General features: G+C 55.3%; 20 protein-coding genes and 1 tRNA gene. 12 read left to right on the top strand and 9 right to left on the bottom strand.

Annotated features, from left to right (window positions below; all coding sequences use genetic code 11):
• Nucleotides 1–174: 174 nt before the first annotated feature.
• Nucleotides 175–981, top strand: coding sequence for an NUDIX hydrolase (locus Q0O07_RS01550; protein WP_295489506.1), 807 nt, complete (start codon nucleotides 175–177; stop codon nucleotides 979–981).
• 207 nt (nucleotides 982–1188) lie between these two features.
• Here the strand turns inward: Q0O07_RS01550 and Q0O07_RS01545 are convergent, their stop codons facing one another.
• A complete protein-coding gene (locus tag Q0O07_RS01545; RefSeq protein WP_295489504.1) occupies nucleotides 1189–1506 on the bottom strand; it encodes a 2Fe-2S iron-sulfur cluster-binding protein in 318 nt (105 codons plus the stop codon).
• Nucleotides 1507–1659: 153 nt separating this feature from the next.
• Here Q0O07_RS01545 and trxB point away from each other — a divergent pair, with 153 nt between their 5' ends.
• A complete protein-coding gene (trxB, locus tag Q0O07_RS01540) occupies nucleotides 1660–2613 on the top strand; it encodes a thioredoxin-disulfide reductase (RefSeq protein WP_295489501.1) in 954 nt (317 codons plus the stop codon).
• Nucleotides 2614–2618: 5 nt separating this feature from the next.
• Here the strand turns inward: trxB and Q0O07_RS01535 are convergent, their stop codons facing one another.
• On the bottom strand, nucleotides 2619–4691 hold the full coding sequence (locus Q0O07_RS01535; protein ID WP_295489499.1) for a malate synthase G: 2073 nt from the start codon (nucleotides 4689–4691) through the stop codon (nucleotides 2619–2621).
• Nucleotides 4692–5056: 365 nt separating this feature from the next.
• Here Q0O07_RS01535 and Q0O07_RS01530 point away from each other — a divergent pair, with 365 nt between their 5' ends.
• On the top strand, nucleotides 5057–6274 hold the full coding sequence (locus Q0O07_RS01530) for an argininosuccinate synthase (protein ID WP_295489497.1): 1218 nt from the start codon (nucleotides 5057–5059) through the stop codon (nucleotides 6272–6274).
• Nucleotides 6275–6354: 80 nt separating this feature from the next.
• The gene (locus tag Q0O07_RS01525; RefSeq protein WP_295489495.1) at nucleotides 6355–8097 is read left to right on the top strand and encodes an amidohydrolase family protein; all 1743 of its coding nucleotides are present in this window, start codon (nucleotides 6355–6357) and stop codon (nucleotides 8095–8097) included.
• A 119-nt stretch (nucleotides 8098–8216) separates the two neighbouring features.
• Here Q0O07_RS01525 and dnaN read toward each other — a convergent pair whose 3' ends face one another.
• Entirely contained in the window at nucleotides 8217–9332 is a 1116-nt protein-coding gene (gene dnaN / locus Q0O07_RS01520) for a DNA polymerase III subunit beta (RefSeq protein ID WP_295489493.1), read from the bottom strand.
• A 143-nt stretch (nucleotides 9333–9475) separates the two neighbouring features.
• Between dnaN and Q0O07_RS01515 the strand changes: the two genes are divergently transcribed.
• The 4 genes from Q0O07_RS01515 to Q0O07_RS01500 all read left to right on the top strand — a co-directional run bounded on the left by Q0O07_RS01515 (nucleotide 9476) and on the right by Q0O07_RS01500 (nucleotide 13258).
• The gene (locus Q0O07_RS01515) at nucleotides 9476–10123 is read left to right on the top strand and encodes a histidine phosphatase family protein (RefSeq protein ID WP_295489491.1); all 648 of its coding nucleotides are present in this window, start codon (nucleotides 9476–9478) and stop codon (nucleotides 10121–10123) included.
• A 230-nt stretch (nucleotides 10124–10353) separates the two neighbouring features.
• Nucleotides 10354–11379, top strand: coding sequence for a histidine kinase dimerization/phosphoacceptor domain -containing protein (locus Q0O07_RS01510; protein ID WP_295489488.1), 1026 nt, complete (start codon nucleotides 10354–10356; stop codon nucleotides 11377–11379).
• A 49-nt stretch (nucleotides 11380–11428) separates the two neighbouring features.
• Nucleotides 11429–12670 (top strand): 23S rRNA (adenine(2503)-C(2))-methyltransferase RlmN, encoded by a 1242-nt coding sequence (rlmN, locus tag Q0O07_RS01505; protein ID WP_295489485.1) that lies wholly within the window; start codon nucleotides 11429–11431, stop codon nucleotides 12668–12670.
• A gap of 3 nt (nucleotides 12671–12673) precedes the next feature.
• Entirely contained in the window at nucleotides 12674–13258 is a 585-nt protein-coding gene (locus Q0O07_RS01500) for a septation protein IspZ (RefSeq protein ID WP_295489482.1), read from the top strand.
• Here the strand turns inward: Q0O07_RS01500 and Q0O07_RS01495 are convergent.
• Entirely contained in the window at nucleotides 13255–14028 is a 774-nt protein-coding gene (locus tag Q0O07_RS01495) for a thioesterase family protein (protein ID WP_295489480.1), read from the bottom strand. The two genes, Q0O07_RS01500 and Q0O07_RS01495, sit on opposite strands and share 4 nt — an antisense overlap.
• 54 nt (nucleotides 14029–14082) lie before the next feature.
• Here Q0O07_RS01495 and Q0O07_RS01490 point away from each other — a divergent pair, with 54 nt between their 5' ends.
• Nucleotides 14083–15174, top strand: coding sequence for an AraC family transcriptional regulator (locus tag Q0O07_RS01490; RefSeq protein WP_295489478.1), 1092 nt, complete (start codon nucleotides 14083–14085; stop codon nucleotides 15172–15174).
• A gap of 69 nt (nucleotides 15175–15243) precedes the next feature.
• On the opposite strand, the gene Q0O07_RS01485 is transcribed toward Q0O07_RS01490, so the two are convergent.
• Nucleotides 15244–15318 (bottom strand) — tRNA-Val (locus tag Q0O07_RS01485).
• 217 nt (nucleotides 15319–15535) lie between these two features.
• Between Q0O07_RS01485 and Q0O07_RS01480 the strand changes: the two genes are divergently transcribed.
• Nucleotides 15536–16405 (top strand): N-formylglutamate amidohydrolase, encoded by an 870-nt coding sequence (locus tag Q0O07_RS01480; RefSeq protein WP_295489476.1) that lies wholly within the window; start codon nucleotides 15536–15538, stop codon nucleotides 16403–16405.
• A 317-nt stretch (nucleotides 16406–16722) separates the two neighbouring features.
• Here the strand turns inward: Q0O07_RS01480 and Q0O07_RS01475 are convergent, their stop codons facing one another.
• On the bottom strand, nucleotides 16723–17502 hold the full coding sequence (locus Q0O07_RS01475; protein WP_295489473.1) for a SapC family protein: 780 nt from the start codon (nucleotides 17500–17502) through the stop codon (nucleotides 16723–16725).
• 66 nt (nucleotides 17503–17568) lie between these two features.
• On the bottom strand, nucleotides 17569–19008 hold the full coding sequence (locus Q0O07_RS01470; RefSeq protein WP_295489470.1) for an FAD-binding oxidoreductase: 1440 nt from the start codon (nucleotides 19006–19008) through the stop codon (nucleotides 17569–17571).
• Nucleotides 19009–19098: 90 nt separating this feature from the next.
• Between Q0O07_RS01470 and Q0O07_RS01465 the strand changes: the two genes are divergently transcribed.
• Nucleotides 19099–19602, top strand: coding sequence for a hypothetical protein (locus tag Q0O07_RS01465; RefSeq protein ID WP_295489468.1), 504 nt, complete (start codon nucleotides 19099–19101; stop codon nucleotides 19600–19602).
• Nucleotides 19603–19717: 115 nt separating this feature from the next.
• A complete protein-coding gene (locus tag Q0O07_RS01460; protein WP_295489650.1) occupies nucleotides 19718–21106 on the top strand; it encodes a DEAD/DEAH box helicase in 1389 nt (462 codons plus the stop codon).
• Between the two features lie 266 nt (nucleotides 21107–21372).
• On the opposite strand, the gene Q0O07_RS01455 is transcribed toward Q0O07_RS01460, so the two are convergent.
• Both Q0O07_RS01455 and Q0O07_RS01450 read right to left on the bottom strand, forming a co-directional pair.
• Nucleotides 21373–24144, bottom strand: coding sequence for a TonB-dependent receptor (locus Q0O07_RS01455; RefSeq protein ID WP_295489465.1), 2772 nt, complete (start codon nucleotides 24142–24144; stop codon nucleotides 21373–21375).
• Nucleotides 24145–24344: 200 nt separating this feature from the next.
• Nucleotides 24345–25361, bottom strand: a complete 1017-nt coding sequence (locus Q0O07_RS01450; RefSeq protein WP_295489462.1) for an NADP-dependent oxidoreductase — start codon at nucleotides 25359–25361, stop codon at nucleotides 24345–24347.
• Between the last annotated feature and the right edge of the window lies 1 nt (nucleotide 25362).

Here is a 25362-nt window from a genome sequence, read left to right as displayed (position 1 = left end):
CGCAAGTGAGCGCGTTGTTATCGAAGTGGGCTAAAATTCATCGAATTTCAAGCTAGGCTTTTGCCTTAGCCTAAGCCGTGAACTGATGTCGGTGCATCATCAGCCACGACGCAGCCATGACGATGGGTTGATTTTCCGCTTCTAACCTGTGTGAAAGCATGCTTGAGTGAACGCATGGAAACTGAACTGCGCAATCACCCGATCAGCGGCGAACCGCTGCCCGTCGCGACACCGGCGGCAACTATGGTCATTTTTCGGCAGAACCCGAATGGAGGCGCGCCGTTATTGTTGATGGTCGAGCGGATGAAGGCGATGGCCTTTGCCGGCGGCGCTGCGGTCTTCCCCGGCGGCAAGGTTGACCTGGCCGATTTTGATTATGCGCAGATGTTGGGTTCGGCACTATCGCTGAATGAAACGGCTGCAAGGCTCGCGGCTATCCGTGAGACGATTGAAGAGGCCGGACTAGCGCTTGGTCTATCGGGTGTTTCGGACGCTGCGAACTGCATCGACGCTCGCGCCGCGTTGCATGATGGGCAAAGCCTGCAAGCGGTGTGTAACCGCTTTGGCTGGACGCCCGATTTGGAACAACTCGTGCCATGGTCGCGCTGGCGTCCGCCCGCCCATGAAAATGCCAGCCGCGTTTTTGACACGCGTTTCTATCTGGTGGATGCAGGTGACACCACGCCGCTCGCAACCGTTGACCAGACCGAAAACCGTATGCTGTTTTGGGCAACCGCTGCCGAGGTTCTGGAAAAAGCCGACAAAGGCGAGGTGAAGATCATCTTCCCTACGCGGCGCAATTTGGAACGGCTGGCTATGTTTGGTGACTTTGACGCCGCTGCCGCCCATGCGGCGGAACATCCCGTGTCGACGGTGCTGACTTATATCGACAAACGCGCAGACGGAAGCTGGCTATGCATCCCCGACGGCCATGGCTATCCTGTGCTTGAGGAGTCGCTCGGCAGCGCCATGCGGGGGTGAGCGTCGCTGAGAGGCATTTTTGGCGAAAGCCCGTGACATTCACCGTCACCCTGAACTTGTTTCAGGGTCCATCTATCCTCTCGGGCTCTGGGCGTGCTGGATAGATCCTGAAACAAGTTCAGGGTGACGGTAGCTTAGACGGCAAGGGCTGCTTTGCCCACCCCCAACCCCTCCCGCCTGCGGGAGGGGAGTTACGTCAGCAATTGATCAATCCTCAGGCGCAATCGTTACGATCAAGCCATTGAGCGCATCGCTGATGGGGATCTGGCACGACAGGCGTGAGGTGTCGTTGCGGTGATCGGTGCTGTCGAGCAAGTCGTCTTCGTCGGCGCTCATTTTCGGCAGACGATCGGTAAAAGCGGGGTCGATATGCACATGGCACGTCGCGCAGGAGCAGCAGCCGCCGCACAAAGCGAGCAATTCGTCAAAGCCATTGTCGCGGATCACTTCCATCAGCGACAGGCCGTTTTCAGCGTCGACTTCGCGACCTTCGCCGTTACGTGAAATAATCGTGACTTTGGTCATGAACTGTCCCTCTATTCTGAATGTTGACGGACTGATAGTTTGCACCTGCGGACATGTGAAGCCCTAATTTAATGGGGATAAGTCAGGTGCCGGCCTTGGCCAGCGCAGCGCCAGCGCCTATGTTTCCAGCCAACAGAATCAGAAAGACAATATATGACCGAAAATCGCCACGCTCCTGTTATCATCATTGGTTCCGGCCCCGCGGGATATACCGCCGCCGTTTACGCCGCGCGCGCGAACCTGACGCCGATGATGATCACGGGTGTTGAAGTTGGCGGGCAATTGATGACAACGACTGAGGTCGATAATTGGCCCGGCGATGATGCGGGCGTCATGGGCCCTGAATTGATGGAGCGGATGCGCAAACATGCCGAACGTTTTGGCACGCGCATTGAAAATGACTATATCGAGAAAGTCGATTTTTCGAAGCGGCCATTTGTGCTGACGGGCGGGGCAGGCGATTATACCGCAGACTCCGTCATCATCGCGACAGGCGCAAGCGCGCAATATCTCGGACTGCCAAGCGAAACGGCGTTCATGGGCAAGGGCGTATCGGCTTGTGCCACCTGTGATGGCTTCTTCTACCGGAACAAGCCAGTCGCCGTAATCGGCGGCGGCAATACGGCGGTGGAGGAGGCGTTATATCTCGCCAATATCGCCAGCCATGTGACCTTGGTCCACCGCCGTGACAAGTTAAAGGCGGAGAAAATTCTACAAGACCGGCTGTTCGCGCGTGAGGCAGAGGGCAAGGTCACGATCAAGTGGAACCATAGGCTGGATGAAGTCTTGGGCGACGCGATGGGTGTCACTGGCATGCGCATCGCCGCGACCGATGGCGACGGCACCGAAGATATCGAACTGCATGGCGTGTTCATCGCCATCGGCCACAAGCCCAATACCGGCATTTTTGAAGGGCATCTCGATATGGCAGGCGGCTATATCAAAGTGCGCGGCGGGTTTGAAGGACAAGCAACCGAAACGAGCGTTCCGGGCGTGTTTGCCTGCGGTGATGTGATGGACCATATCTACCGTCAGGCCTGCACCAGCGCCGGGACCGGCTGCATGGCCGCATTGGATGCGGAGCGGTTTATCGACGCGGTTGCTTAGCCGCGTCAGCTTTCCGCTTTCTTCTCCTGCCGGAATTTATGCAGCAGCGGCTCGGTATAGCCATTGGGTTGCATGACGCCTTCGAAAATCAAAGCGCGGGCAGCCTTGAGCGCAAGGCTCGCTCCGTCCAGCTTTTCGTAGAGCGGATCGCCCGCATTTTGGGCGTCAACCTTGGCTGCCATCTTCGTAAGCGCCGCGTCCACCTGCGCCTCGGTCGCAATGCCGTGCAGCAGCCAGTTGGCGATATGCTGCGATGAAATACGCAGCGTGGCGCGGTCCTCCATCAGGCCAATGTCGTGAATGTCGGGCACCTTGGAACAGCCAACGCCTTGGTCAATCCAGCGCACGACATAGCCCAAAATACCTTGCGCGTTGTTCTCCAGCTCTTGCGCCACATCCTCGGCCGACCAGTTATGGCCAACGGGGGCGACAGGAATGGTCAGCAGCGGATCCAGCCCCGGCGTTGCTTCCTTGGCAAGTTCCACTTGGCGGGCAAAGACGTCGAACTGGTGATAATGCATGGCGTGCAATGTTGCGGCTGTAGGTGATGGCACCCATGCAGTGTTCGCGCCAGCCTTGGGATGACCGATTTTCTGGACCATCATGTCCGCCATCATGTCGGGTGCGGCCCACATGCCCTTGCCGATCTGCGCCTTGCCGCTGAGGCCGCAGGCAAGGCCGATTTGGACATTGCGGGCTTCATAAGCTTGAATCCAGGATGAGGTTTTCATCTCGGCTTTGCGGATCATCGGACCCGCATGCATCGCCGTGTGCATTTCGTCACCGGTGCGATCCAGAAAGCCGGTGTTGATGAACACAATACGGTCTCGAACGGCGTGAATACAGGCGGCGAGATTGGCGCTGGTGCGGCGTTCTTCGTCCATGACGCCAACCTTGATTGTGTGACGGGTGAGGCCAAGCACATCTTCGACCGCATCGAACAGGTCGTTGGTGAACGCCGCTTCTTCGGGGCCATGCATTTTGGGTTTGACGATATAGATGCTGCCCGCGCGGCTATTGCGATGCGTGCCAAGTCCCTTGAGGTCATGCAGCGCGCAGAGCGATGTGAACACAGCGTCGAGTATGCCCTCTGGCGCTTCGCTCCCGTCGGCGAGCAATATGGCCGGATTGGTCATCAGATGCCCGACATTGCGGACAAACATCAGGCTGCGGCCAGCAAGCGTCAGTCCGTCATACACGCGGTCTGGTTCAAGCGCGCGGGTGACGGTCTTGCCACCTTTGTCAAAGCTGGCGACCAGATCGCCGCGCATGAGGCCAAGCCAGTTTGTGTACGCGGCCACCTTGTCATCGGCATCTACCGCTGCGACGGAGTCTTCCAAATCGATGATCGTCGTCAGTGCGGATTCCAGGATGACGTCGGCGATGTGCAATGCATCGGTGGCGCCCACGGGATGTTGCGGATTGACTAATATTTCGATGTACAGGCCATGATGTTTGAACAAATAAAGCGTGGTGTCATTTGTTTGCGTCTTCGCCACGAAATAAGCGTTGTCGCCGCCAGCTAAAGCCGCCTGCCAACCGGGAATGGCTTCATCAAGAAAATGACGCGCATACGCAACGACTGCGTCGCCACGGTCCGTGTCATAGCCACCGGGCCGTGCCGTGGGCGCTGGAAGGGCGTCGGTCCCGTAAAGCGCGTCATATAGGCTACCCCAGCGCGCATTGGCGGCATTGAGCACGAAGCGATCATTGAGGCTTGGTACCACAAGCTGCGGCCCAGCCATTGTTGCGATTTCCGCGTCGACATTTTGCGTACCAATGCTGAAAGGCGCGGGTTCGGGGACCAGATAGCCAATTGCGCGTAAAAAGGCTTGATAGCCTGCCATGTCCGTGATGGGGCCGGGATTGGCGCGGTGCCACGCATCCAATTTGGCCTGAATCGCATCGCGCTTGGCCAGCAGCATCCGGTTTTGCGGCACAAAGCGGTCGAGGATATCCGATAGGCCTTGCCAAAGCCCATCCACAGCGATGCCTGTGCCGACAAGGGCATGGTTCTCGATAAATTCGGCGAGCTGCTCGGCAATCCGAAGTCCGGCACGCGTCGTATATTTGGTCATAATCGGGCTCCAGTAAAAACGGTGCCTAGGGAGATTCTTATCGTTGCGCACCCCCTAACGGGTGTTACCCATCGACAAAAGGAAAAAACAGGACTGGCCGTTAATTCGGTGGCGCATGCATCCTTAGCCTCAACAGCTCAATAAAATTCCGGTCATCTGGGGAGTACCAGTCGTTCCACCCGAACGAGACATGCATCAACATATTGGGCCGAAAGGCTGGTGACGAAAATTTCCCTGCGCATGGTGCATATCATCGCCGCTGCAATGTTCTTCCTTCTGGGGATTTGGCAGTTGTGGGAGTTGTCGAGCCGCGCCTAAGCTGTTAGGCCGCGCCGCAGATATTTTAGCTTCGGAACCAAAGTGACATGACAGACAGCATCAAGAAAGTCGTTCTTGCTTATTCGGGTGGTCTCGACACCAGCGTCATCCTGAAATGGCTGCAGGTTGAATATGGCTGCGAAGTCGTAACCTTCACCGCTGATCTGGGGCAGGGGGAAGAGCTTGGGCCAGCCCGCGAAAAGGCGGTGCTGATGGGCGTGCCTGACCATCATATTTATATTGATGATCTGCGCGAAGAATTCGTCCGCGACTTTGTCTTTCCGATGATGCGCGCCAATGCCCGCTATGAAGGCGATTATTTATTGGGCACATCGATTGCGCGGCCGTTGATTTCGAAACGGTTGATTGAGATTGCGGCGGAAACGGGCGCTGATGCCATTGCGCATGGCGCGACGGGCAAGGGCAATGACCAAGTGCGTTTCGAGCTGTCGGCTTATGCGCTCAATCCCGATATCAAGGTTATCGCCCCTTGGCGCGAATGGGACCTGACGAGCCGCACGCGCCTGATTGAATGGGCCGAACAACATCAGATTCCTGTACCCAAGGACAAGCGCGGCGAAAGCCCGTTTTCGACCGACGCTAACCTTCTGCACACTTCGTCCGAGGGCAAAGTGCTAGAAGATCCGTGGGATGAAACACCCGATTATGTCTATTCGCGCACGGTCAATCCCGAAGACGCGCCGGACACGCCGGAATATATCACCGTCGATTTTGAAAAGGGTGACGGCGTTGCGCTGAATGGTGAAGCCATGTCGCCTGCGACCTTGCTGGCGGCGTTGAATGAACTGGGTCGCAGACATGGCATTGGGCGGCTTGATCTGGTCGAAAACCGTTTCGTTGGTATGAAATCGCGCGGCATGTATGAAACGCCTGGCGGCGAGATTTACGCGCGTGCCCATCGCGGCATCGAAAGCATCACCTTGGACCGCGGCGCAGCGCATCTCAAAGATGAACTGATGCCCAAATATGCCGAACTGATTTACAACGGCTTCTGGTTCTCGCCCGAGCGCGAAATGTTGCAAGCCGCGATAGACCATAGCCAAGTGCATGTGTCGGGCACTGTGCGCCTGAAGCTTTACAAGGGCCTTGCAAGCGTGGTCGGCCGCAAATCGCCCAACAGCCTGTATAGCGAAAAAGTTGTGACGTTCGAAGACGATGCTGGTGCTTATGACCAGAAGGATGCCGCAGGCTTTATCAAGTTGAACGCGCTGCGCTTGCGTTTGCTGGCGGGACGTAAAGGGTAAATCTGCCGGTACTGCGTCGCAAAGGTTCAATTGCCGGATTAAAGCTGATACATTCACCTCGAGGAAAGAGGAGAGTCGGCATGCATGATCTGGTTATTCGGGGCGGAACCGTAGTTGATGGCACGGGCGCGGCGCGTTTTGTGGCCGATGTCGCGGTGGATGGCGGCGTGATTACCGCCATTGGTCAAATCAGTGCATCGGGCCGCGAAGAAATCGATGCGACTGGTAAGGTCGTCGCCCCCGGATTTGTTGACATCCATACCCATTATGATGGCCAAGCCACTTGGGACAGCGAAATGGCGCCATCCAGCTGGCATGGCGTCACGACTGTGGTGATGGGCAATTGCGGTGTTGGCTTTGCCCCCGCGAAAAAGGACAAGCATGACTGGCTGATCGGCCTGATGGAGGGTGTCGAGGATATTCCAGGCACTGCGTTGGCCGAAGGTATGAAGTGGGATTGGGAGAGTTTTCCTGATTATTTGGATGCGCTGGAACGCCGCCCGCGCACCATCGATATTGGCACGCAAGTTCCGCATGGCGCGTTGCGTGCCTTTGTCATGGGACAGCGCGGGGCGGATAATGAGGAGCCAACCGAAGCAGACATCGCCGAAATGGCGCGGCTGGTGGAGGAAGGCTTGCGCGCAGGGGCTTTGGGCTTTTCCACCTCACGCACGGTGTTGCATAAATCGGTCGATGGCGAACTTGTCCCCGGGACCACGGCGACCGAACCCGAACTGGTTGGTATTGGCCGCGCCATGGGTAAGGTTGGGCATGGGGTGTTTGAGCTAACCACCGATTTCTTGGAAGAATGGGACGAGTTCGGCTGGATGGGTCGGTTAAGCCGCGAGACGGGGCTGCCCATCGCCTTCACCATGTTGCAATCGCCCATCAAGCAAATGCCATGGACCGAGCAAATGGCAGGGATGCGCAACGCCAATGACAATGGTGCCAATCTGGTCGCGGCGATCGGCCTGCGCGGTATCGGCGTCATCATGAACTGGCGCGGCACGGTGCATCCATTCATGCGCAAGCCAAGCTGGCAGAAAATCGCTGGGCTGTCATGGGATGAACAGAAGGCAAAACTGTCCGACCCGGCGTTCAAGGCTATGATGCTAGCGGAGGACAATTTGCCGTCGCCATCGGTTGATATGGCCCCATTCTTCATGCTGGTGACCGCCGCTTGGGCTATGCAATTCCCGCTGGGCGATGGTTTTAGCTATGAACCCACACGCGAAGAAAGCGTCTTTGGCTTTGCACAGGCTGCAGGCAAAGAAAGCGCCGAATATGCCTATGACCAGTTGATGGCCGACGACGGGAACGGCATGATTTACTTGCCGATATTGAATTATATGGATGGCAATTTGGACTTCACCAAAGAACTGCTCCAGCGTGAAGATATCGTCGCATCGCTGTCCGATGGCGGCGCACATTGCGGGACGATTTGCGACGCGGCGTCACCGACATTTCTGCTGTGTTATTGGGCGCGCGATCGTAAGGCTGGGACAATATCGCTCGAACTGGCCGTGAAACGCCAATGCCACGACACGGCGCGGCTCTATGGGTTGAATGATCGCGGTGTGCTGAAGCCCGGCTATCTCGCCGATATCAACGTGATCGATTTTGACGCGTTGAAATTGTTGAAGCCGTGGTTGGCGTTCGACCTGCCCGCCGGTGGCAAGCGTTTATTGCAAAAGGCTGACGGCTATGTCGCAACAATAAAATCGGGTGTAGTAACCTTCCGTAATGGTGCCATGACCGGCGCGTTGCCGGGCATCGTAGTGCGCGGCCCGCAGAGCATCGATATGGCGGAGGCGGCGGAGTGATGGCAGGCGGAAAGTAAGACCCTGAAACGAGTTCAGGGTGACGGTGAAAGGAAACAGCTGTTCTCCACTCCGTCATGCTGAACGTGTTTCAGCATCTTAATTTTTAACAGTCAGTCCAATTACACCCGCATCGGCATCAGTACATACAACGCCGCCGACTTGTCATTCTCACGGATCAACGTAGGGGCGCTGGCGTCGGCCAAGTGCAACTCAACCACATCGCCTTCGATTTCGCCTAATATGTCCATCAAATAGCGGGCGTTGAAGCCGATTTCGAAACCCTCGCTGCTATATTGGCCGGAGACTTCTTCCGCCGCCGTGCCGTTTTCGGGGCTGGTGACGGACAAGGTGATTTTGTCCTGATCCAGTGCCATTTTGACGGCGCGGGTTTTTTCGGTGGCGATGGTCGCGACGCGGTCGACGCCTTGTGAAAATGCCTTGGGATCAATGCGCAGCAATTTGTCGTTCGCGGTTGGAATGACGCGGCTATAATCGGGGAAGGTGCCGTCGATCAGCTTTGATGTCAGGATGACGCTGTCAAAGGTAAAGCGGATTTTGCTGGCCGACAGGTCGATCTGGATGACATTGTCGCCGCTTTCGTCGAGCAGCTTGCGGATTTCGGCAACACATTTGCGCGGCACGATGATGTCGGGCATGTTTTCTGCGCCAGCGGGACGTGGCAGGGTCACGCGCGCCAAACGATGGCCATCGGTCGCTGCGGCTTTCAAAACGGGCTCGGCATCGTCGGTGACGTGCAGGAAAATGCCGTTGAGATAATAACGTGTTTCTTCGGTCGAAATCGCAAAACGCGTTTTATCGATGATCTGGATCAGCGAACTTGCAGGGATTTCAAACGATGTGGGCAAGTCACCTTCGGCAATTGTCGGGAAATCCTCACGTGGCAGTGTCGCGAGCGAGAAACGGGCGCGGCCAGCGTTGACCGCCATACGACCGTCGGCGGCATGCAATTGCACTTGCGAACCATCGGGCAACTTGCGCGCGATTTCGAACAAGGTGTGCGCGGAAACCGTTGTTGCGCCGGGGGTTTCGACATCAGCAGCAAAGGTTTCAACGACCTGCAAATCAAGGTCGGTGGCGGTCAGCTTGATCTTACCGCCTTCGCTTGCTTCGATCAGGACATTGGACAATATGGGTATGGTGTTGCGCCGCTCCACTACGGACTGGACGTGGCTCAGGCTTTTCAGCAGGGTCGCGCGTTCGATCGTGGCTCTCATTCAAATTCCCCTTGTCTGACCGGATAGTCTGTAATCCAGCCAAAAAACCCTATTTCTATGCTTAATCTTCCATAACCGCTTTGACCGTTAGGGCAAGTCGATAGCTTTTGCCTCTAACAATATCCTGTGGAATAAGGGGGGTCATGGGCATTTCAACACACAATCGACGGCTTTTCATCGCGCGGCATGGGGAGACAGTGTTCAACAAAGTGGCGCGGATGCAAGGCCAGGCCGAATTGCATACGCCGCTGACGTGGGAGGGGTGTATTCAGGCGCGTGATATGGGCCGTGCGTTGGCGGAATATCTGGGGGCGGATGCAAGGCCGCAGCTTTGGTCATCCACCGCAGGCCGCGCGCTACAAACGCTTGCCTTAATTGCGGAAGAAATTGATGCGGATTGGCACGAGACCAACCGCGACGACCGTTTGCTTGAAATCGACGTCGGACGTTGGTCAAGCCGGACCTATGCCGACATATCTGCCGAAATCGGCCCCATAGTTGATATCGAGCATAAACTATTTTCGGTCCGGCCCGAAGGCGGCGAATATTATGAAGATGTGGCGCAGCGTCTGTCGCACTGGCTTGGCGCATTGCCCTTTGATCAGGATATGCTGATTATCTGCCACGGCATGACTGCGCGGGTGCTGCGCGGGTTGCTGCTTGGGATCGAACCGATGGCGCAGTTCGGCGCGCCCATCGCGCCCAGCCTGGCACAAGGTAGCATGGTCATGATCCGCGACGGTGTCGAAGCTTTGGTCATTGATGGCAGCGGGCAAGGCGAGCGCGCGTGAAATAGCCGCGTGGCTGTTGTCGATACAGATCATCTTCATGGCCCGCTTAGCGCCATTGCCGCGGCTGTCTTCAGATGCATTCAAATATAAAATCACGTTCAAGCCGAATTGACTCACTGGAATGGCGCAGGTCTGTTACAAAAGGTGACATTTTATATTTGTTCGATAACAAATTGCGCTTGGGTATGGCTCTCGCCCCGATAGCCTCCAGTTTACAACGGCTATACGCCATGGAAAAACCGCTGACCCGTTTGCCCGAGCATGCCGACAATATGTCGGTCGCATTGATATCGTCCTCCTTTTCACCGCTTATTCTGTTGCGGGAGGATCTGACGATTATCGCGGCGAGTAGATCCTTTTGCGCTGCTTTTGATCTCGATTGCGCGGGTGTTACGGGCAAAAAGCTCGCCGACTTGGGTGGGGGCGAATGGAATGTGCGGCAGCTCAATGCGCTGTTGCAAGCCACGATCTCGGGCAAAGCCGCAATTGATGTGTATGAAATGGATTTGGTTCGCCCTGAAAAGGATACGCTGCGGCTGTTGATAAACGCCCATACGCTCGATTATTTTGAAGCGGAGAGCATTCGTGTCGTGCTCGCCATCACCGATGTCACATCGCAGCGTTTGGCCGATAAAGTGCGCGACGATCTTGTCCGCGAAAAACAGTTGCTGCTGAACGAAATACAGCACCGCGTTGCAAATAGCCTGCAGATTATCGCGAGCGTCCTGCTGCAAAGCGCCCGAAAGGTGCAGTCGAACGAGACGCGTGAGCATTTGCGCGACGCCCATAACCGCGTGATGTCCATCGCAACGCTGCAAAAGCACTTGTCGTCGACAGCTGTCGATAATGTCGGCCTCAAAAATTACTTTGCGGATTTGTGCAATAGCATCGGTGCATCGATGATCGGTGACTCCGGGCGCATAAAGCTCTCCACGCAATGCGATGACAGCGCTGTTGACCCGGATACCTCGGTCAGCCTTGGCTTGATTGTCACCGAATTGGTCATCAATTCGTTAAAGCATGCCTATCCGGACCGGAACCAGCACGGGTCGATTAAGGTAGGCTTCAGTTCGGTTGGCAAGGCATGGACACTCGTCGTTACAGATGACGGCGTCGGCATGCCCAAGGATGAAGAAGACCGTAAACCAGGGCTAGGCACTGGTATTGTCGAGGCGTTGGCAAGCCAATTGGGTGCAGTTGTGCTGATTTCGGATGAGGGACCGGGGACAAAGGTGTCGGTGGTGCGAACCGCCTAAGCCGCAACGCTGGCTTTTCGCGGACAACATAATTATAGGCGCGGCTATCATGCAAATTCCCGGCCATATCGACCCTATAGTCACCCCGCGCGCCATTACGCCGCGCAGTGATGGACGTATTGACCTTATGGGGTTGAGCCATCTCCAAATTCGGCAGCTATTTGAAGAATCGCAGTTGGACGAAAAAGCGGCGAAGCTGCGTTCCAAGCAGGTGTTCCATTGGATTTACCATCGCGGCGTCACCGATTTTGAGGCGATGACGGACATCGCAAAAACGATGCGGCCTTGGCTTGCCGATCGCTTTGTCATTGGCCGCCCCGAAATTGTCGAGGCGCAGGTGTCAACCGACGGCACGCGCAAATGGCTTTTGCGCACGGACGATGCGCAGGATTATGAAATGGTTTTCATCCCCGATGCCGATCGCGGAACTTTATGCATTTCAAGTCAAGTCGGTTGCACGCTGAATTGCCGATTCTGCCATACGGGCACGATGCGGTTGGTGCGCAATCTGACGCCTGGCGAAATCGTCGGTCAGGTTATGCTGGCACGCGATGCGTTGGGCGAATGGCCAAAGGGCAATATGGCCTTTGCATCGGCGGAGGAAGATGACGACGACGATGTCGGCCATTACACCGCCGATGGCCGCATGCTGACCAACATTGTCCTGATGGGCATGGGTGAGCCGCTGTATAACTTCGACAATGTCCGCGACGCGATGAAGATTGTCATGCATGGTGATGGTCTTGGACTCTCGCGTCGCCGCATCACGCTGTCTACGTCCGGTGTTGTGCCCATGATGGCGCGCGCAGGCGAGGAAATTAACGTCAACCTGGCGGTATCGCTGCATGGAGTCACCAAAGAGGTGCGTGACGAACTGGTACCCTTGAACCGCAAATATGGCATAGATGAATTGCTCCGCGCTTGCGCCGAATATCCCGGTATCAGCAACGCGCGGCGGATTACGTTTGAATATGTGATGTTGAAGGACAAGAATGACAGCGACGAAGACGCCCGCCAGCTCGTCAGCCTCATCCGGCAGTATAAACTGCCCGCCAAGGTCAATTTGATCCCCTTCAATCCATGGCCCGGCGCAGACTATGCATGTTCTGACCCCGAACGGATTAAGCGTTTTTCCAGCATCATTTTTGAAGCTGGCATTAGCGCGCCGATCCGCACACCACGTGGCCGCGATATCATGGCGGCATGTGGGCAATTGAAATCTTCCAGCGAGAAGAAAAGCCGCGCCGAGCTTGACCGCCTCGCCGAAGAAAAACAGGCGGCTTTGGGCTAAGCTATGAGCTTACAAAGCGCACAAGACACGCATGGCGGCGTATTTGCACGGCACAACCGCCTGCCTTTTGCCATTGATGTGGCCACGGGCCTGTTATTCTACGTCATAGCCAAAATGACCGATTTACAGACGGCCGCCTTGGTTGGTGTTGCTGTCGGTTTTGGCCTTGTGACGTTCCAACGCATCACAAAAATAGACCTCACGGGCGGCCTCGCTTTGTTTGGCATCGTCATGCTTTGCATATCGGCTGGGTTGGCATTGTGGTTCAATGATGACGAATGGATCAAGCAACGCGGGACGATTACGGGCCTGATTGCGGCCAGCTTCTTCATCATCGATGGTGCGCGAGGCGGGCCGTATATCGGCAAAGGCTTGGCGCGTTACATGCCATATTCGGATATCAACGCGGGCCGCTTTGCCATAGTCATGGGCGTCATCGGTCTTATCATGGCGGCGTTGAATTATGGCGCTGCAAAGTTGCTGACCACCGACAATTGGCTGTTCTACAAAACCTTCGTCGATAATTTTATCGTTATTGGTCTCGTCATGCTTGCCATGCGCTTTGCCCGGACAAAGCCGGCTGTTTAAGCGAAAATCGCGACCGATTGCATACCCATTAGCACCGCTTCGCCGCTGCTGTTCCAGACCGTCATATACTGGCTGCTTGCGCCGTTGGCGGCGTGGTGGGTTTCGCTCGATAAATACCACCAGCCATTTTCGGTGGTTGGCGCGTCGGTTAGCATATTGATCTGCCAGTTCATGGAGCTCACCATGCCCTTTTCGGTCATCAGTCCCATGGCCGACGGCGGCAGGGCGTCCCCGATACAGATAAGTTCGGCAATATGGTCCAGCCCTTGATGCTCGGTCAGCCGATGCCAGCTTGCCAGCCGATTGGTCGCCATGCCCAGATCCAGCCTTTTGTCTGGATATTGCATATGCCCAGTGAAAAACTCTGGCGGGCCGCTGCGCACAACATCGTCGGTTGGAATAAGTGGCAAGTTCGGAGCCGGGATATGCACATAATCCAAATGGCTTTGCCTGCGGTTCATGAAAATGAAATTGCATGTCAGGCCAACGCCATCTGCGCCAGATATTTCGGCCTGAACGAAAGCGGTGTTCTTACCACGCCGCAGGATATGTGCGTTGATTTCTACTTCGCCCGCCAGAGGCCCGATAAAAGCAATCTGGGCCGATTGTAGGGGCGGAAGGTCGTCCGCTGCCAGCTTGGCCGCCTGATAGGCCAGAACGGAGCTCAGGCCGCCATAGCAGGTGCGCCCCTGATGCCAACTTGGCGGAATGGAGATTGTGTGCGTATTGGCGCCGGTCGAAAATTGGGCGAGAAGGGATGCTAGATTCATGCCTCGGGCTTAGCGATGGAAAATCAATGCCGCAAGCCGCGGACGAAAACTGGCTTGCGTCGGAATGCGTTGCGTGTTGAACCTTGTGACATCGCCAACGGGAGACATCCGATTTATAACTGGATCGACAATCTGCTGCAGAATGGAAAAGCTATCCCGCCCGACACAATGTCGGCAAGTCTTGCCGCCTGGATATTGCGTGCCGCAGTTGCAGAGGGGGCGAACAAGCGCGAGCTTATCTTTGCTATGGGCCTTGATGAAACAAGGCTACGCAATCCCTTAAGCCGGATTTCCGCGCAAGTGGCGTTGCGTCTTTTAAAAACATTGCAGACCTATTTTAACGATCCAGCGGTGCACCTGCGGCTTGGCGACAAGGCTGCGATGCAGAACTTTTCCGACTTTGGCTATGTCACACGTCTCGAGCTTGATCTTGCCTCAGTGATTCGGGCGAATGTGCGTATTCAACCACTGCGGCAGAATATGGTGCGGACGACCTTCCACGCGGATGGCAAACCACCGTTTTTTACATGGGATTACCCACCCGGCCTTGTGCAGAGCTACGCCAGTTTTGTCGAGCTTTCCGTAATGAACTTCGCGCGTTTGTCACGGCAGTTGCTGAACGAACCACCTGTGCTGCAGGCTGTCCATTTTCAGCATCAGCCCCAATTTGGCAGGGCCGTTTACGACGCGGCTTTTGGATGTCCGGTAGAATTCGGAATGCCGCAAACGCGCCTCGAAATCGCAGGGCGTCAGGTATTTCGTCCGTCGCCGTTCGCTAATCAGGCGCTGCTTGATGCAGAATCTGATCGCTATGCGCTTCCGGCCAAGTGGATGTTTGCAGGCAAAACCCAATTGGCCTTCAGCTATTTCTATCTCACAAGTGAGTTAGACAAGTCACCGCCGACATTGGACCGAATGGCCGCATCCTTTGGCATGAGCGAACGGACATTGCGGCGTAAATTGGTCGATGAAGGCATGTCGTTCCGCGACTTGCTTGATTTGGTGCGCAAGGACTTGTGCAGGCTGTACTTCATAGAAGGCACGCGCTCCTTGGGCGAGATCGCACTGCTGCTGGGTTATGGTGACCTAAGCGCATTTACCCGCGCATACAAAAACTGGACCGGAACGCCGCCAAGCCGACGTTAAGCCGCAGCTATTGTCGCGGTGAAACTTTAGCACGCGCATGAATGAATACAGACATCGCAAAGGAAAACATGGTGGGCGTAGCAAGGATTGAACTTGCGACCCCTGCGATGTCAACACAGTGCTCTACCACTGAGCTATACGCCCACTCTGCGGCAGCCTCTAGCTGGGCTTGCCCTATCATTCAAGCCTATTTCAGTTCACCGAAATTTTCCTTTGCAAACAAGCATTCGACTTCGAGAACAAGACCCTTGAGATGGAAGGGCTTGGACGGGAAGTTGGCGCTTGGCCTGTGCACCTTTTTATTTCTCCCCCATTTTGCTGAGTATCTGCCAATTATGTCCAAGGTTAGTTAAGGGGAAGCATGGCATCACCGGATATAGATGGATTCGCAATATGGGGCACGGAAATACCCTCTGTGCCTGTGCTACTGTCCGTGCCGCATGCCGGGCGTGATTATCCATCGGCGCTGTTGGATGCATTAAGGCTACCGCCTGCCGTCCTAATGCGGCTTGAGGACAGATATGCCGACGTTTTGACGCGGCGCTGTGTCGCGTTGGGCTATCCTGTCATTATGGCGCACCGTGCGCGGGCGTGGATTGATTTGAACCGCGACGAGCAGGATATTGACGCAGAAATGGTGCAAGGGGCGCTGCGCAGTGATTATCCGCCGCCAGGGGTGAAACAACGCGGCGGTCTTGGCCTGATTCCCCGAAGATTGTCGGGCGAGGGTGAGTTGTGGAAACGGCAATTTACCTTGGATGATGTGCAGCACCGCATATTGTCGTTCCACCGACCTTATCACGAAGCTGTCGCCGATGTGCTCGAACACATGCGGCAGCGGTTTGGTGTAGCCATATTGCTTGATCTTCACAGCATGCCGCCGATCCGTGGCGCAACTTCTGGACCCGCACCTCAATTTGTCATTGGTGACCGTTTCGGCAAAAGTGCAGCGTCGCGATATGCCGAGTTGTTAATGGCGCGGTTGCAAGTCCATGGGTTTAGTGCCGCGCTTAACCATCCTTATGCTGGCGCGTTTATTCTCCGCCGCCATGCGCGGCCACGTGCAAACATCCATGCCCTTCAACTGGAAGTCGACCGTTCTTTGTATCTCGACCCCGATTTGCGCCATCCTGGGGCTGGTTTTGACCGCATGAACAGCATGGTTGCTGCTTTGGTGTCGGCGCTTGCAGACGAAGCCTTGGGTTCCGCTACCCTAATTGCTGCGGAATGATGAAAAAAACCACCCCGGATCGTTCCGGGGTGGCCTAGGTTCAGGGAGTTGATGCCCTCACAGACATCGGTGGACGGAAACGGGAGGGGATGATTCCGTCCATACCTAAGGATGGGGTGTTGGCATTACGGTTTCAAGACTCGAGGCAAACACAACGACAGTTTGCCGACCAGCCGCCCGATGGTTGCGAGGAATTGTGCGTTAACCTTCGCTGCAACCGCGTCAGCGCCATAGAATGTAGAAAAGAATATGTACGGTTCGCCCTGCCGTCACTTCCCCCCAATAGGTGGCGTGACGGCATGAAGCATTAGGTCGGCTTAGGCCGAAGGCAGTTCCGTCACTTGCGGTACCTTACCCTGTGCGACCTGAACTGCAAAGATTTCCCGCATTAATTGCAAAGAGAATAAATGTGCATGGATCAGCGCAAGAATACCGTTTTGATTCAACTTGCGAACTGTATCGCCACGAAGCTCGCGCAATTTGTTTTCATCGACCATCTTAAAGCCACGATAGATAAAGGGCTGCGCCTGACCTTCTTGTTGAATAGACACTTCGCCATCCATGAGAAGATCGAGCTTCCGGATTTCCTCAACAAAAGCGTGCGTTTGCGCGCCAGCATTTTCAAAGTCTTCGCAGAACTTCAAAATCGCGTTTGTGTTCTCGCTTGGCTTGCCGTCTTCAAACAAAGGCAGCCCTTCTTCAAATTCGCCAACCGCACCGGACGTTGGGTCAAAGCACAATGACAGCTCGTCAGTGTCCGGACGCAGTTTCGCCAGCAGGAAGGGATAGCGGCGGACATAGGCAGGGATGTAAACGGGTCGTTCAAAATGCCCTTCGTCATTCATGAAGGTGTTCACGCCCTCATTCATGCCCATCAGGACGAGCGGTACGGGATTGTCTGATGCGGAGAAGATGATTGGATAGGTGCGCGACGCCGGCACAAATTCTTCGATCGTCAACGGAATGGCATGTTGGCCCTCAAGAAATTTAGCGTTTTCGAGCATGCGCGACTTCCACGTCGCATGATCGTTGCTGCTCAACGGCAATAGGTCGTTGTACAAAAGCGGGAGGTTGGCGGCTTGGGGCGCGGTGGCCATAGATAACTCCATCGTTGAATTATATTAAAGAAATTTTGAAGGCGCCGTTTAAGCGGATCGCCTTGTTTACGCAAGCGGAACAAGCTTGCCGGGGTTCATAATTCCCAGCGGATCGAGCGCATTTTTGATGGCTCGCAATGCGGCAAGCCGCGCTGGTTCCGCCAGGCGTTCGAACTCGTCAATTTTGGCCTGTCCAATGCCATGTTCTGCGGAAAGCGACCCGCCATAAGCGCGCACACGGTCGTAGACATGCGACGTGATCGCTTTGCCATCGCCTGCGTACCAAGAGGCGACATCGACGCCATCCGGTGCCTTAACATGAAAATGGATGTTGCCGTCGCCCAAATGCCCAAAGGCAAGCGTTTTGGTACCGGGATAGCTGCTTTCAATCACAGGGGATTCATCCTCAATGAAGCGCGCCATCGCCGACACAGGGACGCTGATATCATGTTGAAGCGCAGGCCCCGCCGCGCGCTCAGCCTCTGCAATCGAATCGCGAATTTTCCAGAATGCTTCGGCTTGCGCGTCGCTGCTCGCAATGGTCGCGTTGCCAAGCAGATTTTCATGCATAGCCTTTTCCAAAAGGTGCGTGGCCAGCTCGCCGGGGGGCATCTGGCCTGGATCATCCTGCACAAATTCCATCAGCGCGTGCCAGCGATGCGCGGTGTCGAGCGGTGGCCGGGTTCCGGCGATGTGTGTCGTCACGGCATTCAGCGCGCGTTGCGGCAGAATTTCAAACCCTTCCAAGCGTTCCCGCCCATGCCGTTGCATAAACAACAGCAAGCCATATGCTTGGGCGGGGCTGTCAACACCGGCCCACACGACGCAGCGATCTATCAGGGCTGGGACCGTATGCAAGACGGCCTTGGTGACGATGCCAATCGTCCCTTCTGCGCCGATCAGCAGTTGTTTGAGATCATAACCACGATTGTCTTTTTTCAACGGTGCCATAGCGTCGTAGATGGATCCATCGGGCAAGACCGCCTCAAGGCCGGCCACCAGCATCCGCATCGTGCCATGGCGGAGTACTTGCGTTCCGCCAGCATTTGTTGAAATCAACCCGCCGACGGTGGCAGATCCCTTTCCACCCAAGGTCAGCGGAAAACGGCGTCCAACCGCCGCTGTTGCCTCATGCAAATTCTGCAGAATAACCCCTGCATCACAGCATATCAGCCCATCTTCCGCGTCCATCACGTTTATGTTGTTCATGCGCCGCAAAGACAGGATTATTTGCTGACCGCTCTTATCCGGCGTTGCGCCAGCGACCATCCCGCTATTGCCGCCTTGCGGAACAAGCGAAATCCTATGCTTGGCCGCGAGCTTCACCACGGCTGCAACTTCGTGCGTATTGGCAGGCGAAAGCAGGGCAGGCGCGGCTCCTGTAAATCGGCCGCGCCAGTCGGTCAGCCAAGGGGCAATCACGTCGGTTTCGTCCGAATAGCCCTTCGGTCCCAATATGGCGCGAAATTCGGATAAAATCTTTACATCTGGCACAGTATTTTCCATTGTCCGCAACGGCCTTGGCTCGCAATTCATGATAGGTTCAACCTTATCGGGTAAAGCGATCCGAACTTCAACTTCATACCGGAATGTTTCTTGCGCGCACTATTGGTAATCATCCTTTTTGCGGTCGCAGGCACAACATTGTCGCATACGGCTTTGGCGCACTTTAGCGTTGCTGCGATTGATCGTCCGTTCATGCCCTTTTTGGGGTTAAAGACTGACTTTCACCAGGTGCGTATTGACCAACGTGTCATTGTTAGATTTCCTGCCTCGGATTCAGTTCCGGCAGCGGTGGGCGCGCAACGACAGTCCGTTGGCAAGATCCGGTATAAGGAAAAAAAGATTGGCAAATGCCTGTTGGTCAACAGGCTTGGTGGTTCGCGGCCTGGTCCTGACCGCAGTCTGGATTTGGTGACGCGGGACGGCATTCTCATTCGTGCGTATCTAGGGGACGGCTGCCTCGCCCGCGAATTTTACGCCGGCGCCTATATGGAACGGTCATATGACGGCAAATTATGCGTCAATCGCGATCTTTTGCATGCCCGCACTGGCGCCAAATGCGATATCGACAAATTCAGGTTGCTGATCCCGCGCTAGCGCCCGTTTGATCGGGCATGTATCTTGACATTTGTTGTGGTAGCGACCAATGCCCACGCGCGTCTCCATGAATTTGTTTCTGTTGGCGCTGCGCCATTTTTTTCCGGAACATCATATGCGTTTTGCCGATATCGGCCTGTCTGACGAGTTGTTGAGAGCCTTGAGCGAGGCTGGCTATGACACGCCGACCCCAATTCAGGCTGCAGCTATTCCGCAAGTCCAAATGATGCGCGACATCATCGCCATCGCCCAAACAGGGACGGGCAAGACGGCAAGTTTCGTTCTCCCGATGATTGACGTGCTCGCCAATGGCCGCGCGCGCGCGCGGATGCCCCGCAGCTTAATATTGGAGCCAACACGCGAACTGGCTGCGCAAGTTGCGGAGAATTTTGAAAAATACGGCAAATATCATAAGCTGTCGATGGCGCTTCTGATTGGTGGCGTGCAAATGGGGGATCAGGTCAAGGCGCTTGAAAAGGGCGTTGACGTGTTGATTGCTACTCCTGGCCGGTTGATGGACCTGTTTGAGCGCGGCAAGATTTTGCTGACTGGCTGCGAAATGCTCGTTATCGACGAGGCGGACCGCATGCTCGATATGGGCTTTATTCCCGATATTGAACATATCTGCACAAAATTGCCAGCAACGCGCCAGACATTGTTGTTTTCGGCAACGATGCCGCCGCCTATCAAGAAGCTGGCGGACAAGTTTTTGTCCAATCCCAAATATATTGAAGTTGCCCGTCCCGCGACCGCCAACGTCAACATCGAACAGTTTTTGGTCAACGTAACCCAGATGAAAAAGCGCGATGTTTTGCGCGACCTTCTGCGCACGGAAACCGTGTCGAACGCGATCATCTTCTGCAACCGTAAGACGACGGTGCGCGAATTAAACACCAGCCTTCAACGCCACGGCTTTCGTTCCGGCGAAATCCATGGTGACATCGACCAAGCGTCGCGCCAGAAGCAATTGGAAGCGTTTAAGAATGGCGACATTGATCTGCTCGTGGCATCCGATGTCGCGGCGCGCGGGCTTGATGTAAAGGGCGTCAGCCATGTGTTTAACTTTGACGCGCCATGGCATCCCGATGACTATGTCCACCGCATTGGTCGTACCGGCCGTGCTGGCGCCAAGGGCAAGGCATTTACATTTGTCACAAAGGCCGACGAAGAAGCGATTGAAAGCATTGAAAAGCTGATCGGTAATAAGATCGAGCGTTTTGGCAAAATCGAAGCACCCGCCGAAGGTGAAGAACGTGCGCCGGCAAAGCGGGGGCGCCGAACACCCTCGGCTAAGGCCAAGGAAGCGCGGTCTGACACGCCTGAGGCAGCGGCCGAAGTGCCAGAGCCAGTGCGCGAGAAAGCGGCAGCCAAGCCAGCACGTGAGAAAGCGGCGCCTAAGGCTGAAGTCGCTAAGCCAGAGCAGTCTACCGGTGCTGCGACGTCGGGCGATGATGGCTGGAATGGGCCGATGCCGGGCTTCTTGAGCGTGGGTTTTAGCAGTTAAGCTGCACCGCATACGGCGCGATTAAGCGCGTTTTTTCAATATGATATTTTTATCGTCATCCTGAACTTGCTTTGGCTCTGCCAGCATCCGGCTCCAGGATAAAGCATCACTGTTGCCTGTTATCCTGAAACAAGTTCAGGATGACGAAGGCTGCGTGCAGAAGCTATTTGCTCTGATTGCCTGCAACTCGGTCCCACCGTCTCTTCATCCAACAAAAAAGGGCCCGCATCGCTGCGAGCCCTTTTTCATTTAAGTGAGCGAAGTTCTTAGAACTTGCCGCGCAATGTGATGCCATAGGTCCGCGGTTCAGCAAGGAACTGCGAGAAGATCTGGCGACCACCGGGATATTGCGAATCCACAAATGGTGCTGAACTTTGACCCGCCTGGAATGGCGAGTTGAAGGCAACCTGTGCATAATCTTGATTAAAGATATTCTGGCCCCAAAGCTCAATACCCCAAGCTTCGTCCGCGCCGCGCAGACCAATACGCGCGTTGAATACGGCAAAACCGTCCTGCTCCTTCTGCGGGAACAAGTCGGAACCCGTGTTGTAATCGCTGGTCATACGACCGTCGATGTAAACAAGGCCGCTCATACCATTGCTGCCAATATCCGGCGTCCATGTGACACTTGAGGTGGCAACGAATTCAGGTGCGTTCGACAGATTGTCACCGGGCAATTTGCGCAATGCAGAATCCAGCGGTGCGCCGTTCTTAGTTCCGATCAGATCGTCCCGATAGGTGGTCTTGGCATACGTCAGACCAGCCGCCATGCGGAAGTTACGTGCTGGCGTCAGCGATGCTTCAAGCTCAAGACCTTGCGTACGAACACCATAAGTGATGTCGCCCTTGGCACAGCTTCCGGTCGTATTCGGCGCGGCATTGAAGTTGGTGCCAGCAGCAGACAGATTCTGATCCGTATCCGCATTTGGTCCGCCAACGAGGTTGTTACACCCATTGACGTTCTGAACGAGGAACACAGTACCGTTGAAAGTATTCAACTGGAAGCTGCTGAAGTCCGAACGGAAGGCCGAAACGCTAAGGCCAAATGGACCGTTCGAGAATTTCGCACCCAGTTCATAGCTGTCCACCAGTTCGGGATCGAACTGAAGGCTACCAACCAGTGCCTGTGCGCCGCCAAGCGAGGCAAAGGTTGGAACTGGCGACTTCAGTGCCGAGCGGTCAAGGTTGAAGCCGCCCGCTTTATACCCGCGTGCAAAGCTCGTGTAGAGCAGAAGATCATCGACAGGCTTCCACGAAAGAATGGCCGTTCCGGTGATTTGATCTTCATTGCGGTCATCACGGATCGAAACGCCGTTGAGCTCTGCGGTCGAGTTGCCCTGACAGGAAAGGCCAATGACGGCACCAGCAGTTGCAGCAGCTGGAGTCGTCAACAGCGACGCCAAAGCCGCTTGGTTTGCTGTACAAATCGTGTTGTCGTTACCGAAGGTCGCGTCGAACTTCTTCTTGTCCTTCGTGTAGCGAAGGCCAAGCGTCAGATCGACAGTGTCGGTGACGTGCACGATGTTGTGCGTGAACAACGCCCAGTTCGTTCCATTCTGGAAGTAACGATCATTGGTCGTGCCGACATTGTTCATAGTGTCGAGACGGTCAAATGCGGAAATGATGAGTGGCCCCGCAGCGCCCAATGCACCCGAAACGGTCGGACGCAACGACGGCGTGATGCAGCTCTGCGCAGCAGGGTTGTATGCAAATGCCAAGCCGCCGCCGGAAACAACGCGGCAATTTGCAAAGCGGCCATATTGATTACCGAAGCGCAGATTGTCACGCACGGTCAGCTTTTCATTGGCAAAGAACCCGCCGACCAACCAATCCAGCTTGCCGTCCAATGCCTCACCCTGCAGACGTAGTTCCTGCGTGAAGGTGTGGAACTGACGATAGGCATCGTCGCTCGGTGCGCGATAAAGAATGTCGACCTCACCATAATCGGTGTCGGACGCCTGACCGGAGCGATACTGGCGGTAAGCCGTGATCGAGGTCAAAGTTGCACCGCCAAAGTCATAGTCCACCTGACCGGAGAAACCATAATCTTTGGTTTCACCGCTGAATAGGCGGTTCGGGCTAACCGAAACGTTGCGACCAAAGCCTTGGTTGAATGCAGCCATTGGCTGACCCAAGTCGCGCAATACGTTGATGATGTTGTTGGACGTGGCTGTTGATGCCGCGCCAACCGTGCTTGGTGTGTTCAGGTCACCAATAAACTGATTGACGGTCCGATCAACATAGGTCGCTGCGCAGCATTCTTCCTTACGGAACGTATAATCGGCAATCAAACGGACGGACAATGCGTCTGTGGGTTCGAAGAGCAGCTGACCGCGCAAGAAGTAACGATCACGATTATTGATATCGCGGCCATTTTGGTCATCGCGGTAGAAACCGTCGCGTTTGACGTATACGCCATCAACGCGGAATGCCAATTGCTCCGAAATCGGGCCAGTGACGCTGCCCGCGGCGCGCATGAAATCATAATTGCCGTATGTCAGCTCGCCAGTGCCGCCAAAGGTAAAGCTTGGCTTTTTCGAATAAATGCTGATGAGGCCAGCCGACGAGTTACGTCCACCCAGCGTGCCTTGGGGGCCACGTTGCACTTCGACGCGGTCAATCTCGCCGAGTTCGTTCAGGCCAATGCCCGAACGCGAACGGTAAACGCCGTCGATGAATACTGGAACCGAGCTTTCAAGGCCGGGGTTATCGCCCACGGTCCCAATGCCGCGAATACGGGCCGAGCCATTGGCTTCTGATCCGGTTGAAGACACGAGCAAAGATGGCGCAACTTGGTTAAGCTGACGAATGTCGTTCGCGCCGCTGTTTTGCAGTGTTTCGGCGTTTACGGCGGAAATGGCGACAGGAACGTCGGAAAGCAGTTGGCTACGGCCCTGCGCCGTCACAACGATTTCTGCGTCGGAAGCGTCTTCGCCTTGCGGCGCTTCTTGCGCAATTGCCATGCTGGGCACGGCAAGTGCGAGGCAGGCCGCCGACAATTTTAATGTACGGCTAAAAGATTTGTCACGTCGCAACATGTAATTTCTCCTATTTGACACTTATTTGACAATCTAACGCGTACGCAGAAGAATGTCATCGCTCTAGAGGTCTATGCCCTTTTAAAATTTAGGGGTGCGTCAATATTACAACAATTTGATAATCGACCGGGCGAAAGGCGTGCTGTCCCAGCCCGCAGTTATGCGGTTTTGTTGTAAATATTATTGCGCAGCATTTTACGTTAGAGCTTAACCAACATCTTGCCAGTGTTCTCGCCACTGAAAAGTCCGATGAAAGCTTCCGGCGCTTTTTCTAAGCCGTCTTTCACAGTCTCGCGGCCTTTGACAGCGCCCGATTGAATGAGGACCGCCATGTCCGCATTGAACTCTGGCACTTGGGCGTAGAAATCAGGGTAGAGGAAGCCTTTAATCATAATCCTTTTGCCAATGATCATGGGCAAATACTGCATCGGTTGCGCCTTAAAGTCATTATAGACGTCAATCATGCCGCAAATGGCAAAGCGCGCCCACTCCTTTGACATCGCAAGCGCCGCATCAAAATGTTCGCCGCCAACATTGTCAAAATACACATCGATACCGGTCTCGTTTATGTCCTTCAGCGCCGCCATTAATTGCGGCAGCACCTTGCCGGATTTATAATCAATTACGGCATCGGCACCGATCTCTTTGACCCAAGCGCATTTGTCTGCGCCGCCAGCCGAGCCAATGACTTTCATACCCTTCGCCTTGGCAATCTGCGTAACAGTTGAACCTACAGCACCTGCCGCCGCAGAGACAAAGATGACTTCGCCAGCCTTCGCTTCAGCTACCTTGAGCAGACCAAACCATGCGGTGCCGCCGGGCATACCGATGATGCTAAGCCAATGTTGGTCCGGCACGCCTAAATCCGGCAGCTTTACAGGTGGCATTCCGGCAGGAGGCGTATGGCCACCACCAAAGACAACCGTGTCGCGCCAGCCAGCCATGTGCAGCACCTTTGCGCCCACAGGAAATTCGGCATTATTGCTCTCGGTCACAGTGCCAACTGCGCCGCCAGTCATGGGCTCGCCCAACATGAACGGATCCGCATAGCTTTTTGCATCATTCATGCGTCCGCGCATATATGGGTCAACGGACAGCCAGCTATTGGTTACGCGAAACTCGTCCGCACTCAAGGGGGCATCGGGATGTTCAACAATCGCAAAATTGCTGTCATTAGGCAGTCCAGATGGGCGGCTAGCCAGTGTCCATGCGCGCATT

This window comes from Sphingorhabdus sp. EL138, assembly GCF_945890115.1.
In the GTDB taxonomy this organism is placed as follows: domain Bacteria; phylum Pseudomonadota; class Alphaproteobacteria; order Sphingomonadales; family Sphingomonadaceae; genus Sphingorhabdus_B.
This window is presented reverse-complemented; position numbering and strand designations above follow the sequence as displayed.